This window comes from Limnohabitans sp. DM1, assembly GCF_001269385.1.
Lineage (GTDB): Bacteria > Pseudomonadota > Gammaproteobacteria > Burkholderiales > Burkholderiaceae_C > Limnohabitans_A.
In genome coordinates, this window is record NZ_CXOO01000011.1 from 82,255 (window position 1) to 97,135 (window position 14,881).

The 14,881-nt window shown below is 59.5% G+C and carries 13 protein-coding genes; 3 read left to right on the forward strand and 10 right to left on the reverse strand.

Going from position 1 to position 14,881, the window contains the following annotated elements; translation table 11 throughout:
- Position 1: 1 nt before the first annotated feature.
- The 7 genes from pheT to aceA form a co-directional block, all read right to left on the reverse strand.
- Positions 2-2,431, reverse strand: a complete 2,430-nt coding sequence (pheT, locus tag AMM33_RS03605) for a phenylalanine--tRNA ligase subunit beta (RefSeq protein WP_090138919.1) — start codon at positions 2,429-2,431, stop codon at positions 2-4.
- A 27-nt stretch (positions 2,432-2,458) separates the two neighbouring features.
- Complete coding sequence (gene pheS, locus AMM33_RS03610; protein ID WP_090138921.1) at positions 2,459-3,496, reverse strand: phenylalanine--tRNA ligase subunit alpha; 1,038 nt, start codon at positions 3,494-3,496, stop codon at positions 2,459-2,461.
- 120 nt (positions 3,497-3,616) lie between these two features.
- Positions 3,617-3,979, reverse strand: a complete 363-nt coding sequence (rplT, locus tag AMM33_RS03615) for a 50S ribosomal protein L20 (protein ID WP_026036460.1) — start codon at positions 3,977-3,979, stop codon at positions 3,617-3,619.
- A 25-nt stretch (positions 3,980-4,004) separates the two neighbouring features.
- A complete protein-coding gene (gene rpmI / locus AMM33_RS03620; protein ID WP_026039701.1) occupies positions 4,005-4,208 on the reverse strand; it encodes a 50S ribosomal protein L35 in 204 nt (67 codons plus the stop codon).
- Between the two features lie 136 nt (positions 4,209-4,344).
- Positions 4,345-4,944 (reverse strand): translation initiation factor IF-3, encoded by a 600-nt coding sequence (infC, locus tag AMM33_RS03625; RefSeq protein WP_090138924.1) that lies wholly within the window; start codon positions 4,942-4,944, stop codon positions 4,345-4,347.
- 86 nt (positions 4,945-5,030) lie between these two features.
- Positions 5,031-6,950, reverse strand: a complete 1,920-nt coding sequence (gene thrS / locus AMM33_RS03630) for a threonine--tRNA ligase (RefSeq protein ID WP_090139196.1) — start codon at positions 6,948-6,950, stop codon at positions 5,031-5,033.
- 104 nt (positions 6,951-7,054) lie between these two features.
- Positions 7,055-8,386, reverse strand: coding sequence for an isocitrate lyase (gene aceA / locus AMM33_RS03635; protein ID WP_090138925.1), 1,332 nt, complete (start codon positions 8,384-8,386; stop codon positions 7,055-7,057).
- A 410-nt stretch (positions 8,387-8,796) separates the two neighbouring features.
- On the opposite strand from aceA, the gene mutL reads away from it, so the two are divergent.
- The 3 genes from mutL to miaA are packed head-to-tail and all read left to right on the forward strand — an operon-like array spanning position 8,797 to position 13,000.
- Positions 8,797-10,794 carry a DNA mismatch repair endonuclease MutL gene (gene mutL / locus AMM33_RS03640; RefSeq protein ID WP_090138927.1) on the forward strand — a complete coding sequence of 666 codons (1,998 nt, stop codon included), beginning with the start codon at positions 8,797-8,799 and terminating at the stop codon, positions 10,792-10,794.
- Positions 10,795-10,817: 23 nt separating this feature from the next.
- Positions 10,818-12,050, forward strand: coding sequence for a multidrug effflux MFS transporter (locus AMM33_RS03645; RefSeq protein ID WP_090139197.1), 1,233 nt, complete (start codon positions 10,818-10,820; stop codon positions 12,048-12,050).
- Positions 12,047-13,000, forward strand: coding sequence for a tRNA (adenosine(37)-N6)-dimethylallyltransferase MiaA (gene miaA, locus AMM33_RS03650; RefSeq protein ID WP_090138928.1), 954 nt, complete (start codon positions 12,047-12,049; stop codon positions 12,998-13,000). The genes AMM33_RS03645 and miaA overlap by 4 nt, the downstream gene beginning before the upstream one ends.
- 177 nt (positions 13,001-13,177) lie before the next feature.
- Here the strand turns inward: miaA and arfB are convergent, their stop codons facing one another.
- From arfB to AMM33_RS03665, 3 genes are all read right to left on the reverse strand, one after another.
- Complete coding sequence (gene arfB / locus AMM33_RS03655; RefSeq protein ID WP_090138930.1) at positions 13,178-13,576, reverse strand: alternative ribosome rescue aminoacyl-tRNA hydrolase ArfB; 399 nt, start codon at positions 13,574-13,576, stop codon at positions 13,178-13,180.
- Positions 13,577-13,782: 206 nt separating this feature from the next.
- Positions 13,783-14,283, reverse strand: a complete 501-nt coding sequence (locus tag AMM33_RS03660) for a DUF1178 family protein (RefSeq protein WP_090138931.1) — start codon at positions 14,281-14,283, stop codon at positions 13,783-13,785.
- A gap of 13 nt (positions 14,284-14,296) precedes the next feature.
- Positions 14,297-14,881 carry an NUDIX domain-containing protein gene (locus AMM33_RS03665; RefSeq protein WP_090138933.1) on the reverse strand — a complete coding sequence of 195 codons (585 nt, stop codon included), beginning with the start codon at positions 14,879-14,881 and terminating at the stop codon, positions 14,297-14,299.

The window sequence follows — 14,881 nt, forward strand, 5'->3', positions numbered from 1 at the left end:
ATCAGCCGCGCAGCCGAGCGGCAACCTCGACGCCAAGCTTCTCTATCACAGCCGCCATGGCCGTCTCAATCTGGGTATCGGTCAAGGTAGCTTCGTCGCTGTGCAAACTCAAGCGAACCGCCAAGCTCTTTTCACCCACAGCCAAGCCGCCGGTCGACTCGGTTTTGGGGCGGTAAATGTCAAACAATACCGCATCGCGCAGCAAACCCTGGGTGGGTGCCGCATGGATGGCCGCCATCAATTGGCCGTGCGTGACGTGCTCGTTCACGATGACCGCGATGTCTCGCTCCACCGACTGGTGTTTGGCCACCGCTTGAGCCACTGGCACTTTTCTGGCCGTGACGGCGTCCAGTGACAACTCAAACACCACGGGCGCACTGCTCAACTCCCAAGCCTGTCGCCAGCGAGGGTGCAGCTCACCCACATGGCCAATCACCACGCCATCAAGCAACACCTGGGCCGAGCGGCCCGGGTGCATGGCGGGGTGTTCAGCGGCCGCAAACTCCGCCTTGCGCGGGGCCAGCAATTTCTCCACATCGGCCTTGACGTCGTAAAAATCGACATTGCGGGACTTGCCCTGCCAACCCAAGGGCTCCACTGGGCCCCAGGCCATGCCGGCCACGCGCATGGGCTGCTCGAACCCCTCCACGGTGGTGTCGGTGCTTTGCACGGCAGCATCACGCAGGAACACGCGGCCCAGCTCGAACACGCGCACGCGGTCAGCCTTGCGGTCAGCGTTGAACTTGACCACCTGCAGCAGTGAGCCGATCAGGCTCGAGCGCATCACGCTCATCTGGCTGGCAATGGGGTTGAGCAAGCGGATCGGGTGGGCGTTGCCCGCCAAGTCTTTTTCCCACGCTTCTTCGACGAAGCTGTAGTTGATGGTTTCCTGATAACCCAAAGCGGCAATGGCACGGCGTACAGCCGATGGGCTGCGCTCGGTCTCTGGGCGCACCTTGGCGGTGATGGGGGCCAGAGGCGGGTTCGTGGGCAGGTTGTTGTAACCCACCATGCGGGCCACTTCCTCGATCAGGTCTTCTTCAATCTGCAAATCGAACCGGAAGCTGGGCGGTGTGACGGTGACGGTGCCCTCGCCTTCAGCCACTTGCAAGCCCAAGCCGCGCAAAGCGTCGGCGCACTGCTGCTGGGTCAAAGGCATGCCAATCACCTTGACCGCACGGGCCACGCGCAGGGTCACTGGCGTGATGGCGGGCAAGTTCAAAGTTTGGTCATCGATGGGGCCGACCTTTGTCTCAGGGGTGCCGCAAATGTCCAGCACCAGCTGGGTGATGCGCTCGATGTGCTCCACCGTCAGCTGCGGGTCCACACCGCGCTCGAAACGGTGGCCTGCATCGGTCGAGAAGTTGTAGCGGCGCGAGCGGCCAGCAATCGAGGTGGGCCACCAGAAGGCCGCTTCGATGTAGATATTTTGGGTGTCGTCGGACACGGCGGTGGCGTCACCGCCCATGATGCCGGCCAGCGATTCGACCTGGCTGTCATCGGCGATCACACCCACCTTGTCGTCCACGGTCACGGTGTTGCCATTGAGCAGCTTGAGCGACTCACCGGGCTGGCCCCAGCGCACCTGCAAGCCGCCGTGGATCTTGTCGAGGTCAAAAATGTGCGAGGGACGACCGAACTCGAACATCACGTAGTTGGAGATGTCCACCAACGGGCTCACGCTGCGCTGACCGCAACGGGCCAGGCGGTCGACCATCCACTGCGGAGTTTGCGCCTTCGTGTTCACGCCCCTCACAACGCGACCGCTGAAGCGACCGCACAGCTCGGGGGCCTTCACATTCACGGCCAGCTTGTCGCTGATCTGCGCGGCCACAGCCGGGAAAGTCGGGGCCTTCAAAGGCGCGCCGGTCAGGGCCGACACTTCTCGGGCAATGCCGTAAACACTCAAGCAATGCGCCAGATTGGGCGTGAGCTTGAGCGTCATCAGGGTGTCGTCCAGATTCAGGTACTGGCGGATGTCCTGGCCCAGAGGAGCGTCAGCGGGCAGCTCCAACAAACCGCCATGGTCGTCGGCGATTCGCAGTTCTTTGGCTGAACACAGCATGCCGTGGCTCTCCACACCACGCAGCTTGCCCACTTTGATCTGGAAAGGCTTGCCGTCTTCGCCAGGCGGCAACTCGGCGCCGACCATGGCGCAAGGCACGCGGATACCCACGCGGGCATTGGGCGCACCACAGACGATGTTCAGCAGACTGCCCTGCCCCACGTCCACCTGGCACACGCGCAGGCGGTCGGCGTTGGGGTGCTGCACGGCTTCCTTGATTTCGCCGACCACGATCTTTGTGAAGGGTGGGGCCACGGGCTCGAGCTCTTCCACTTCAAGGCCGGCCATGGTCAAGGTATCGGCCAGTTGCTGGGTCGTCAGGGGCGGGTTGCAGAACTCGCGCAACCAGGATTCAGGAAATTGCATGTCGCGTGTCTCGGACTTGGAAGGGAATTACTGGAACTGGCTCAGAAAGCGCACATCGCCGTCAAAGAACAGGCGCAGGTCGTTCACGCCGTAGCGCAGCATGGTGAAACGGTCCATGCCCATGCCAAAGGCAAAACCAATGAACTGCTCGGGGTCCAGGCCCATGTTGCGCACCACGTTCGGGTGCACTTGACCGGAGCCGCCCACTTCAAGCCAGCGACCGGCCAGCGGGCCGCTTTGGAACTGGATGTCAATCTCAGCGCTGGGCTCGGTGAACGGGAAGAAACTCGGGCGAAAGCGCAGCACCAAGTCGTCGCTCTCAAAAAAGGTGCGGCAAAAATCGGTGACCACGACCTTGAGGTCCTTGAAGCTCACGTTCTCGCCAATCCACAAGCCTTCGCACTGGTGGAACATGGGCGAATGGGTGGCGTCGGAGTCAACGCGGTAGGTACGCCCGGGAGCAATCACGCGGATCTCGGGCATCCCTTGGCCAGCATCGAGCTGGTTGCGGTAACGCTTGACGTGCTGCACCGCATGGCGAATCTGCATGGGGCTGGTGTGCGTGCGCAGCAAATGACCACCTTCGACATAAAAAGTGTCATGCATGGATCGCGCGGGATGGTCTTCGGGCGTGTTGAGCGCGGTGAAGTTGAACCAATCGGTCTCGATCTCGGGGCCTTGGGCCACCTCAAAACCCATGGAGCCAAAAATATTCTCGACCCGCTCCAGCGTCAGCGAGACAGGGTGCAAACCACCGACATTGGCGCTGCGGCCAGGCAGCGACACATCCAGCGCTTCGGCCTTGAGTTGCGCTTGCAACTCAGCATCAGCCAGGGCTTGGCGGCGGTCATTCAAGGCCGCCTCGATCGCCTGCTTGGCGAGGTTGATGGCGGCGCCTCGGGTTTTCTTATCTTCCACGCTCAGAGCGGCCATGCCCTTCATCAACTCGGTGATGCGACCGGCTTTGCCCAAAAACTGGGCTTTGGCGTTTTCGAGGTCTGCAGGTGTCAGTGCCTGCACAAAACTCTGGCGGGCGGATTCGACCAGGGTGTCCAGCTCGTTCATGGTGTGGGAGATCGGTGATCTGTGTGAGAAAGAACAAAAAAGGGATTGAAGCTTTTGCGAGCCTCAATCCCTTTGATCGAGTGCGTGGCACAGGCCCGAGGGCCCATGTCACTCATGGACTCAAGCTGCGGCCAGTTTGGCTTTGACTTGGTTCACGATGCCAGCAAAAGCGGCCTTGTCGTGCACGGCGATGTCCGCCAGCATCTTACGGTCGATTTCGATGGCAGCCTTTTTCAGGCCGTTGGCGAACTGGCTGTAGGTCAGACCGCATTCACGCGCAGCGGCGTTGATACGGGCAATCCACAACTGACGGAACACACGCTTTTTGGTGCGGCGGTCACGGTAGGCGTATTGGCCGGCCTTCATCACCGCCTGTTTGGCGATGCGGAAGACATTGCCGCGGCGACCGCGGAAACCTTTTGCAAGGGCCAAAACTTTCTTGTGACGGGCGCGTGCCGTTACACCACGTTTAACGCGAGGCATATTTATTCTCCTTGTTCGTCAGTGATTACAGGCCAGCCATGGGCAGCATTTGCGCGATGTGACCCATATTGGTCTCATGCACAGACACGGAACCGCGAAGGTGACGCTTGTTTTTGGTGGTCTTCTTGGTCAGGATGTGACGTTTGAAGGCTTGGCCGCGTTTAACGGTTCCACCTGGACGAACACGGAAGCGCTTTTTAGCGCTGCTTTTGGTCTTCATCTTGGGCATGTGAATGCTCCTTTAATTGTGCTCGTGAGGCGTCTGCAAAAAATTTGCAGCCTTGTTGGCCCCGAGCCACTTTTAACAAAAGCCGCCCAAAGGCAGCTTTTGACTCAACCTGCCCGAAAGCCGGTCAAATTCTTTGTCAAGCCGATTCGGCCGGTGCAGACGCGTCTGCAGCCTTGCCACCCACAGCAGGCTTTTTACGGCCTGGTGCGATCATCATGATCATCTGGCGGCCTTCCAACTTGGGAAACTGCTCCACGATGATCGAGTCAGCCAGCTCATCGCGGATGCGGTTGAGCAAAGCCAGACCCAGTTCCTGGTGCGTGATTTCACGACCACGGAAACGCAAGGTGATCTTGCACTTGTCGCCATCGGCCAAAAACCGGCGGATGTTGCGCATCTTGATGTTGTAATCACCGTCGTCCGTGCCTGGGCGGAATTTGACTTCCTTGATGTCAATGACCGTTTGCTTGGCTTTGGCTTCCGCCGCACGCTTTTGCTCCTGGTATTTGAACTTGCCGTAGTCCATCAAACGGCAAACCGGTGGGTTGGCCGTGGCGGCAATTTCAACCAGGTCCACATCCATCTCGCCGGCCAAGCGCAAGGCTTCAGCCAGTGACAAAATGCCCATGGGCTCATTTTCAGGGCCGGAAACACGGACCTCTGGGGCCATGATTTCACGGTTCAAACGGTGTTTACGTTCTTCGCGTTGGCGACGATCACGAAATTCGGTAGCGATGACTCAATCCTTTACGGAACAAAACTGCAACAAGCAGCCCATCCATCTTTGTGCCCACGGGCCAAAGCTTGTGGCGAAAAACACCTTCAGGCTTTAGAAGCAATGTCGGCAGCAATGAGTTCAATGAACGCATCGATCGACATCACACCGAGGTCTTTGTTACCTCGGGCGCGCACTGCGACGGTACCTGCTGCCTTTTCTTTGTCGCCAGCGACAAGGATGTAAGGCAGCTTTTGCAACGAATGCTCGCGTATTTTATACGTGATTTTCTCGTTGCGCAGGTCCAACTCGACCCTAAGGCCTTGATTTGACACTGATTTTTGGAGTTTTGCAGCAATTTCGCGACAGTAGTCGGACTGCGCATCGGTGATGTTGAGCACCGACACCTGAAGAGGTGCCAGCCAAGTGGGCAAGGCACCGGCATGCTGCTCGACCAAAATACCAATGAAGCGTTCCATGCTGCCCACGATGGCGCGGTGCAGGATGACAGGACGCTGGCGCGAGCCGTCTTCGGCCACGTACTCCGCATCCAGACGCTCGGACAGGTTGAAATCGACCTGAATCGTGCCGCACTGCCACTCTCGGCCAATGGCGTCTTTGAGGGTGTATTCGATCTTGGGGCCGTAAAACGCACCATCGCCTTCAGAAATCACGAATTCGCAGCCTGACGCACGCAAGCTGTCCATCAAGGCTTTTTCGGCCTTGTCCCACAGCTCGTCAGAGCCGATGCGCGCGGCTGGACGGGTGGAGACCTTGTAGAGGATGTCGGTGAAACCGAAGTCGGAATAAACCTTCTTGAGCACCTTGGTGAAGGTACCGCACTCGGGCAAGATCTGGTCTTCGGTGCAGAAGATGTGACCATCATCCTGCGTGAAACCACGCACGCGCATGATGCCGTGCAGGCCACCCGAAGGCTCGTTGCGGTGACACTGGCCAAATTCGCCATAGCGCAAAGGCAAGTCACGGTAGCTCTTGATACCCTGCTTGAAAATCAGGATGTGACCTGGGCAATTCATCGGCTTGAGGGCGTAATCGCGCTTTTCCGACTCGGTCGTGAACATGTTGTCACGGTACTTGTCCCAGTGACCCGTCTTTTCCCAAAGGCTCTTGTCGATGATCTGCGGGCCTTTGACCTCTTGATACCCGTTGTCACGATAAACCTGACGCATGTATTGCTCGATGGTTTGCCAAACGGTCCAGCCTTTGGGGTGCCAAAACACCAGACCCGGTGCATGCTCGTCGATGTGGAACAAGTCCAATTCGCGCCCCAGCTTGCGGTGGTCGCGTTTTTCAGCTTCTTCCAGGCGCACCAAGTACTGTTGCAGATCATCCTTGCTGGCCCAAGCCGTGCCGTAGACACGCTGCAGCATTTCGTTTTTGCTGTCACCGCGCCAGTAAGCGCCAGCCACTTTCATGAGTTTGAAGTGCTTGAGTTTCCCTGTACTGGGCACATGAGGGCCACGGCACAGGTCCTCAAAATTGCCTTCGCGGTACAAGCTGACTTCCTGATCGGCCGGAATGCTGGCAATGATTTCGGCCTTGTAATGCTCACCCAAACCCTTGAAATAGGTCACAGCTTCATCGCGGGGCAGAACTCGGCGCACCACAGGCTCATCCTTGTTGGCCAGCTCGGTCATGCGTTTTTCGATGGTGACCAGGTCGTCTGGCGTGAACGGACGGGAATAAGAAAAATCGTAATAAAAACCGTTGTCGATCACGGGACCAATGGTGACTTGCGCCTCAGGAAACAAATCCTTGACGGCATAGGCCAACAAGTGGGCCGTTGAGTGGCGGATCAGTTCCAGACCCTCAGGATCTTTGGCGGTCACGATGGCCAAGTTGGCGTTGGCCGACATGCTGAAACTGGTGTCCACCAGTTGGCCATTGACTTTGCCGCCTAAAGCAGCTTTGGCCAAGCCAGCGCCAATGGAGGCGGCCACGTCAGCCACGGTCACAGGACCGGGAAATTCACGCAATGAACCGTCGGGAAGAGTGATCTGAACCATGAGTTTGCAAGTAAAAAAGCGCGGCATAGGCCGCGCTTGGGGGAAATGTCTAAACGCTGAGGACAGATTTTACGCCGCCCTCGCCTTCAGCATGCCAAAGTTGATCAGTGGAACTGCTCTTCTTCGGTCGAACCGGTCAAGGCTTTCACGGAGGACGAGCCGCCCTGGATCACGGTGGTCACGTCGTCGAAGTAGCCTGCACCGACTTCTTGCTGGTGCGACACGAAGGTGTAACCCTTGTCGCGTGCTGCGAATTCAGGCTCTTGCACCATGTTGACGTAGTGCTTCATGCCTTCGCCGTTGGCGTATGCATTGGCGAACTGGAATGTGTTGTACCAGTTGATGTGGATACCAGCCAATGTGATGAACTGGTACTTGTAACCCAATGCAGACAGGTCTTCTTGGAACGAAGCGATTTGGCTGTCGTTGAGGTTTTTCTTCCAGTTGAAAGAAGGTGAGCAGTTGTAAGACAAGAGCTTGCCTGGGCAAGCGGCGTGCACGGCTTGTGCGAATTCGCGGGCAAAGCCGATGTCTGGCACGCCGGTTTCGCACCACACCAAGTCAGCATAAGGCGCGTAGGCCACGCCGCGGCTGATGGCTTGCTCCAGACCGTTTTTGACGCGGTAGAAACCTTCTTGTGTGCGCTCGCCTGTCAAGAATGGCTTGTCGTTGGCGTCGTGGTCAGAAGTGATCAAGTTCGCAGCTTCAGCATCGGTACGGGCCAACACGATGGTGGATGTGCCCATGACGTCAGCCGCGAAACGTGCAGAGATCAATTTCTCGCAGGCTTCTTGTGTTGGCACCAAGACTTTGCCACCCATGTGACCGCATTTCTTCACCGCAGCCAATTGGTCTTCGAAGTGAACACCAGCAGCGCCGGAGGCGATCATGTTCTTCATCAGTTCGAAAGCGTTCAACACGCCACCGAAACCGGCTTCAGCGTCTGCCACGATGGGCAGGAAGTAGTCGATGAATTCCTTGTCGCCGGGGTTGATGCCACGGCTCCACTGGATTTCGTCGGCGCGCTTGAAGGTGTTGTTGATGCGGCGAACCATGGTGGGCACCGAGTCGTAGGCGTAGAGCGACTGGTCGGGGTACATGGTTTCCGATGTGTTGCCGTCAGCAGCGACTTGCCAGCCCGACAGGTACACGGCTTCGAGGCCAGCTTTGGCTTGTTGCATGGCTTGACCAGCGCTGATGGCGCCGAAAGCGTTGACGTAGCCTTTTTTGGCACCGCCGTTGACCTTTTCCCAGAGCTTTTCAGCACCGCGCTTGGCCAAGGTGTGCTCGATGGGCATGCTGCCGCGCAGACGCACGACGTCGGCAGCGGAATAACCGCGCTTGACACCCTTCCAACGGGGGTTGGTCGCCCAGTCTTTTTCGAGGGCGGCGATTTGCTGTTCACGGCTGAGTTGTTGAGTGATGTCGGCTGGCATGGAAAACTCCTGTGGTCAAGTTGAAATCAGGCGATGTGGGCAGCGGTTTCTGCTTTGTCGATGTTTGAATCTTAACTCTTCTACAAGACCTTTATCCATTCTTATGTCTTATATAAGACATTTTTTTATTTGTTATAAATCAATAACTTACAAAAAATATTTCTCAATATGAAATATATTCTTTCATATTGAAAAATTTTTCCATTACTCACCACCAATAAATCTCACATCATGAAATTGTAAGATCAAATGATGAAATGTCATGCGAGTCTTCAACCATCTTTCGGGAGGATGGATGTTTTCACCTTTTGACGCAGGCCTCATGTCAGGATCTGTAACCGCCGACAAAAGACAAGCCCTCGTCAGTACTCAAAGCATGTCAGAACCGGCTCAAGCCCTAAAATCAGCCCGTGACTCTTCAACAAACCCCGGCTTCCGCGCGCCGCCCCATCCGCGAACTCCCCGATGAACTGATCAGCCAGATCGCCGCTGGCGAGGTGGTCGAGCGCCCGGCATCTGTCGTGCGCGAGCTGGTGGACAACGCCATGGACGCGGGCGCACGCAGCATCACGCTGCGCCTGATGGGTGGCGGCACCCGGCTGATTTCGGTGGAAGACGACGGCGGTGGCATTGCCCCGGACGAATTGGCCACCGCTTTAAAGCGCCACGCCACCAGCAAGATCGGCAACCTCGATGAACTCGAATCGGTCATGACCATGGGCTTTCGGGGGGAGGCGCTGGCCGCCATCAACTCGGTGTCCGAACTCACCTTGCTCTCGCGCATGGACGGCCAGCCCACGGCCTTTGCCCTGGACGGCCGCACGGGAGAGATCCGCCCCGCCGCTCGCGCTGTGGGCACCACGGTGGAAGTCAAAGAGCTGTTTTTCTCGACCCCCGCCCGCCGCAAGTTTTTGAAAAGCGACAGCACCGAGCTGGCGCACTGCATCGAGGCCGTGCGCCGCCACGCCCTGGCCCGCCCCGACGTGGGCTTTGCCATCTGGCACGAGGGCAAGCTGGTCGAGCAGTGGCGCGTGCACCCCGGCGCTGCGGGGCTGGAGCAGCGCCTGGCTGATGTGCTGGGCGAAGAATTCGTGGCGCAGTCCATCGCCGTGGCATACAACGCAGGACCGCTCAAAGTGATCGGCCGCGCTGGTTTACCCGATGCCGCCCGCTCGCGCCCCGATCACCAGTTTGCCTATGTGAACGGTCGCTTTGTCCGCGACAAGGTGGTCATGCACGGCGCACGCAGCGCCTACGAAGACGTGCTGCACGGTCACAAGCAGCCGGCCTATGCGCTGTTCATGGAGATTGATCCGACCTTGGTGGACGTGAACGTGCACCCCACCAAGATCGAAGTGCGATTCAGGGATAGCCGCGCTGTGCACCAGGCTGTGCGACACGCGCTGGAAAAAGCGCTGGCTGCGCCACGCTCGCAAAACCTGTCTGACGAGCCGCCAACCTCAGCCAGTGACTTCGAACTGAAAAACGGCCCCGCCCCCAAAGCCCTGCCCGAATCGGCCAGTTGGCAGCAAGGCGGCATGGCGTTTGAGCGTCCCGGCCCCTCCACCTTCAGCGCCCCTACCTACAAACCGGCTGATTTTGTGCGACCCCGTGTGGACGGTGAGCAGGCCATGGCTGATCTCAAGGCACTGTGGAACCCGCCCGAGCGCGGCGAAAGCCTGAGCGCTCAGGAGCGCCCCACGCCAGCCTGGCTTCCAGTTGCCCGAGCAGAAACTGCCCCCGTCCCAGCGGACACCGTGAGCAGCGCCACCGCCTCCCTGCCAGAGCCCACACCCCTGCCCGCAGGCGACTGGCCCCTGGGCCGCGCCATCGCGCAACTGCACGGTGTCTACATCCTGGCCGAAAACAAGCAAGGCCTGGTGGTGGTGGACATGCACGCCGCGCACGAACGCATCGTCTACGAGCGCCTGAAAAACCAACTGAACACGCCTGGCAGCGAAGGCCCGCGCATCGCCAGCCAACCCCTGCTGATCCCGGCAACCTTTGCCGCCAACCCCACCGAAGTGGCCACGGCCGAATCCTGCGCCGAGGCGTTGGAACAACTCGGCCTGGAAATCTCGCCCCTGTCGGCCAAGACCCTGGCCGTTCGCGCCGTGCCCACGAGCCTGGCGCAAGGCGATGCGGTGGAGCTGGCCCGCAGCGTGCTGGCAGAGTTGTGTCAGCACGACGCCAGCACGGTGGTGCAACGCGCCCAAAATGAAATTTTGGCGACCATGGCTTGCCACGGCGCAGTGCGCGCCAACCGCCGCCTGACGCTGGACGAGATGAACGGTTTGTTGCGTCAGATGGAGGAGACCGAACGATCTGACCAATGCAACCACGGCCGCCCCACCTGGCGACAGATGACGATGCGGGATCTGGATGCGCTGTTTTTGCGGGGTCGGTGATGCGCCCATCAAACCCGCCCAACATGTCCCCCCACCTCATCGTTCTGATCCTCGCCCTTCTGCTGGGCATGCAGGCTGTGAGCACAGACATGTACCTGCCCGCCCTGCCCGCCATCACGCATGACCTGGCGGCAGGCATGGGCCAAGCGCAACTGACACTGTCAGCCATGCTGCTCGCGTTTGGCCTGTCGCAACTGGTCTGGGGGCCCCTGTCTGACCGCCATGGCCGACGACCAATCCTCCTGTGGGGCATTGGGGCCTATGTCCTGGCCTCTGTGGCCTGCGTGCTGGCCCCCAATATCGACTGGCTGATCGCGGCTCGCGCATTGCAAGGGGCCTCGCTGGGTGCTGGCGTCATGACCGCCCGCGCCGTGGTGCGCGACTTGTTTGAGCCCGCGAAAGGGGCCCATGCCATGTCGCAAGCCCTGACCGGACTGGGCATCATCGCCTGCACCTGCGGACCTGCCGGCGGCTTTTTGACCGATTTGCTGGGCTGGCGTCTGGCGCTTCTGAGCGTTGCCTTTTTCGGCTTGATCACCTGGTGCCTGCTGTATGGGCGCTTTCAGGAAACCCTGGCGCACCCCGACCCCCATGCCTTGGCCTGGCGCTCCACGCTGCGCGCCAACCGGGACATCCTGCGCCACCCCACATTCCTCAGTTGGTGCGCCATGTCCACCACCACCTACCTGGGCCTGTTCACCATGCTGGCCTGTTCATCCTTTGTCTTCATCCAGGACATGGGACTGAGCAAAACCGCCTACGGCTTCCTGATGCTGAGCATGTCGCTGGCCTACATCCTGGGCACCTTCTGGTGCCGCTGGATGCTCAAGCGCACCAGCGTGCAACGTGCCATTGCCGCTGCCGCCGTGCTGACCTTGAGCGGCGGCGTGCTGCTGACCGTGCTGGCCTATGCGGGCCAGGGCCAAGCCTGGTATGGCCCCTGGGCTGTGATGCTGCCGGTGTGCATCTACATGCTCGGTCATGGCGTGAACATGCCGTGCAGCCAAAGCGGCGCCGTGGCGCCCTTTCCTGCGCGGGCGGGCACAGCCTCGGCGCTCAATGGATTCATCATGATGCTGGGGGCCTTTGGCATGGGCGGCTGGCTGGGCGCACACATGGATACACCGCTGTTTTCCATGGTTCACGGCATGCTCCTGTGGAGCGTGTGCGTGAGCCTGATCGCCTGGACCGCCGTTCAGCGCCACGGCCGCCCGGTGGTGGTCAAGCCCACGCTGACGTCCGAAGCCCTGTCATGAGCCGAGCCATCGACGCCATCGCCATCGTGGGCCCCACGGCCAGTGGCAAAACCGCTGCGGCCTTGGCCTTGGCGCACAGCCTGCAGCGCCAAGGCGGCGCAGAAATCGTCAGCATGGACTCGGCACTGGTGTACCGAGGAATGGACATTGGCACCGCCAAACCCAGCCGCAAAGAACTGGCCGCCGTGCCCCACCACCTCATCGACACGCTGGACCCGCTGCACAGCTACAGCGCCGCCGAATTCGCCAAAGACGCCAGTCGGCTCATTCATGACATCCGCTCACGCGGCAAAACACCGCTCCTGGTGGGCGGCACGATGCTGTATTTGAAAGCGCTGCTGGAAGGTCTGAACGACATCCCCGCCGCCGATCCGCAGGTGCGCGCCGACATCCAGGCCCAAGCCGAACAAGTTGGCTGGCCCGCCCTGCATGCCCAGCTCATGCAAATCGACCCCATCACCGCTGCACGCCTGGCCATGGGTGACAGCCAACGAATTGGCCGCGCCCTGGAAGTGTGGACAGCCACCGGCCAGACCTTGTCGTCTTTCCACAAAAGCGCCAAGGCCGCTGCGCCCGCCTGGCACATCCCGGTGTTGAGTCTGGAACCACTGGACCGCGCCTGGCTGCACCAGCGCATCGCCCAGCGTTTTGATCTCATGATGGCGCAAGGCTTTCTGGACGAAGTGCGCCAGTTGCGCGCGCGCGGCGACCTGAACTCTGAGCTACCCTCGATGCGCTGCGTGGGCTACCGGCAGGCTTGGCAAGGCCTGGATGAAGGCTGGAGCGAGGCGGAAATTAGCGAGCGCGGCATCTTTGCCACCCGGCAACTGGCCAAACGCCAGATCACCTGGCTGCGCAGCATGGACCAACGCCATGTGATTGCTGCCGATAAGACGGATGCTTTGGAGCAGACACTGCAAACAGCCTTGGGTACGCTCACACGCGCTTGATGACAAGACGGGTAACGGCGCGACCTGCATGGATTGCCGCGCTGCGCTCGCCATGACAAAAAAGTCAGCGCGTGAAGAGCAGCAATGTGGCGGTGCATGCACAACAAAAATACGTCATCGCGAGGAGCGCAGCAACGTGGCGATCCATGCATGAATAAACGGGTTACGGCACCTTCTTCATTCGTTTGAACGACGCGAAGCTTTCAGTTTGGCATGCATCGCCTTGCCCTCCAGCCGCCGCTGCACCGAACTCCGTGTGGGTTTGGTCGGTTTACGTGGTTTGGGGGGCTTGGCGTACTGGTCAAGCAACTCGTAGAGCCGCATCCAGGCATCGTGCCGATTGGCTTCCTGCGTGCGGTAGCGTTGTGCCTTGAGGATGAACACACCCTCTTGCGTCATGCGGCTGTCGCCGGACTGCAACCAGCGCTGCTTGAGGTCATCGGGCAAGGATGAATTGGCCACATCGAAACGCAACTGGATGGCGCTGGAGACTTTGTTGACGTTTTGCCCGCCTGGACCTTGGGCCCGGATGGCGGTCAGTTCGACTTCTGTGTCTGGGATGTGGAACGTGTGCATGGGCTGTCGTGAGTATGCCGCAGACGATTGGGGCTGGCGGTGATGACAAACACATGACGGCCAACTGAAAAGAAAATTGCAAATCGGTGGCTTCAGCCGCAACATGGGTTGGTGCCGCACACGCATTATCGGCGCTGAAATTCCAAGCTAAGGGGCATCTGTATTGCAGGGCTTTACTCGCCATGAGCACCAGAAATGCGGCAGCTTTATTGCAGCGGACCCTTGAGGTTTTCCGGCACAGGCAAGGCCAGGATGTCAATGCCCTCGTCCAGCAGTGCCTCGGTCTCTTCGCGTGTCGCCTGCCCCCGGATGTTGCGTTCCTGAGCTTCGCCGTAATGGATCTTGCGCGCTTCTTCGGCGAATTGGCTGCCCACATCTTCGGTGTTGGCCATGACGTGGCGCACCATGTTCATCATGGCCGTTTGCATCTGCGCCAGGCTGGGCAACTCGGTGCCAGAGGAGACAGGCGTGAACTCAGCCGGACCTGCAGCAGATGCTGCAGCGGGTGCTTGCGGGGCATCTGCAGCAGGGGCCACGCCATACCCCAGGTTCAAACGGGGCGCTGACAGTTTTTTGGTGATGTCACTGTCGTTGCAGATTGGGCATGTGACCAAACCCCGCGCACGCTGCGCGTCGTAGTCGTCTTGCGAGCCAAACCAGCCTTCGAAGCTGTGGCCCTGACGGCACTGGAGGTCAAGGACTTTCATGGGGTGAGTGGTTTCAGGCGACGCTTTGCCAAGTCAGGGGCCAGTCACCTGAGAGCATATTTTGCAACCAAAGCACCCCAGTCAGGGTTTTGGCGTCAGTGACTTGCCCTTCCCGGCACCAGGTCATCAACTCGGCCGGTGTGGCGGTGAACACATCCAGAAACTCACCGTCGTCGAGTTGACGATCGCCCAAATGCAGGTCACGGGCAAACCAGATTTCAATCACTTCAGTGGAGTAAGCAATGACAGGGTGCAGTACCCCTGCCCTGGCCCATTGCCGGGCGGTGTAGCCGGTTTCTTCGAGCAATTCACGTTGTGCGCAGCGCCAACGGTCTTCACCAGGATCGAGTTTGCCCGCAGGAAACTCGATCATCACCTGTTCCACAGGGTAACGGTATTGCCGCTCCAGGACCAGCTTCAAGCCATCGGACCCTTGCAAGAGCGGGATGATCATGACCGCCCCCGGATGCACCACATACTCACGGGTGGCCGTTTGCTGGTTGGGCAGGCGAACCGTGTCCCGAAAGGCATGCAGAAAATGACCACGCAGCAGCTCTTGCTGCGCAATGCGGTGTTCGATCAGGTGATCGTCAGACAT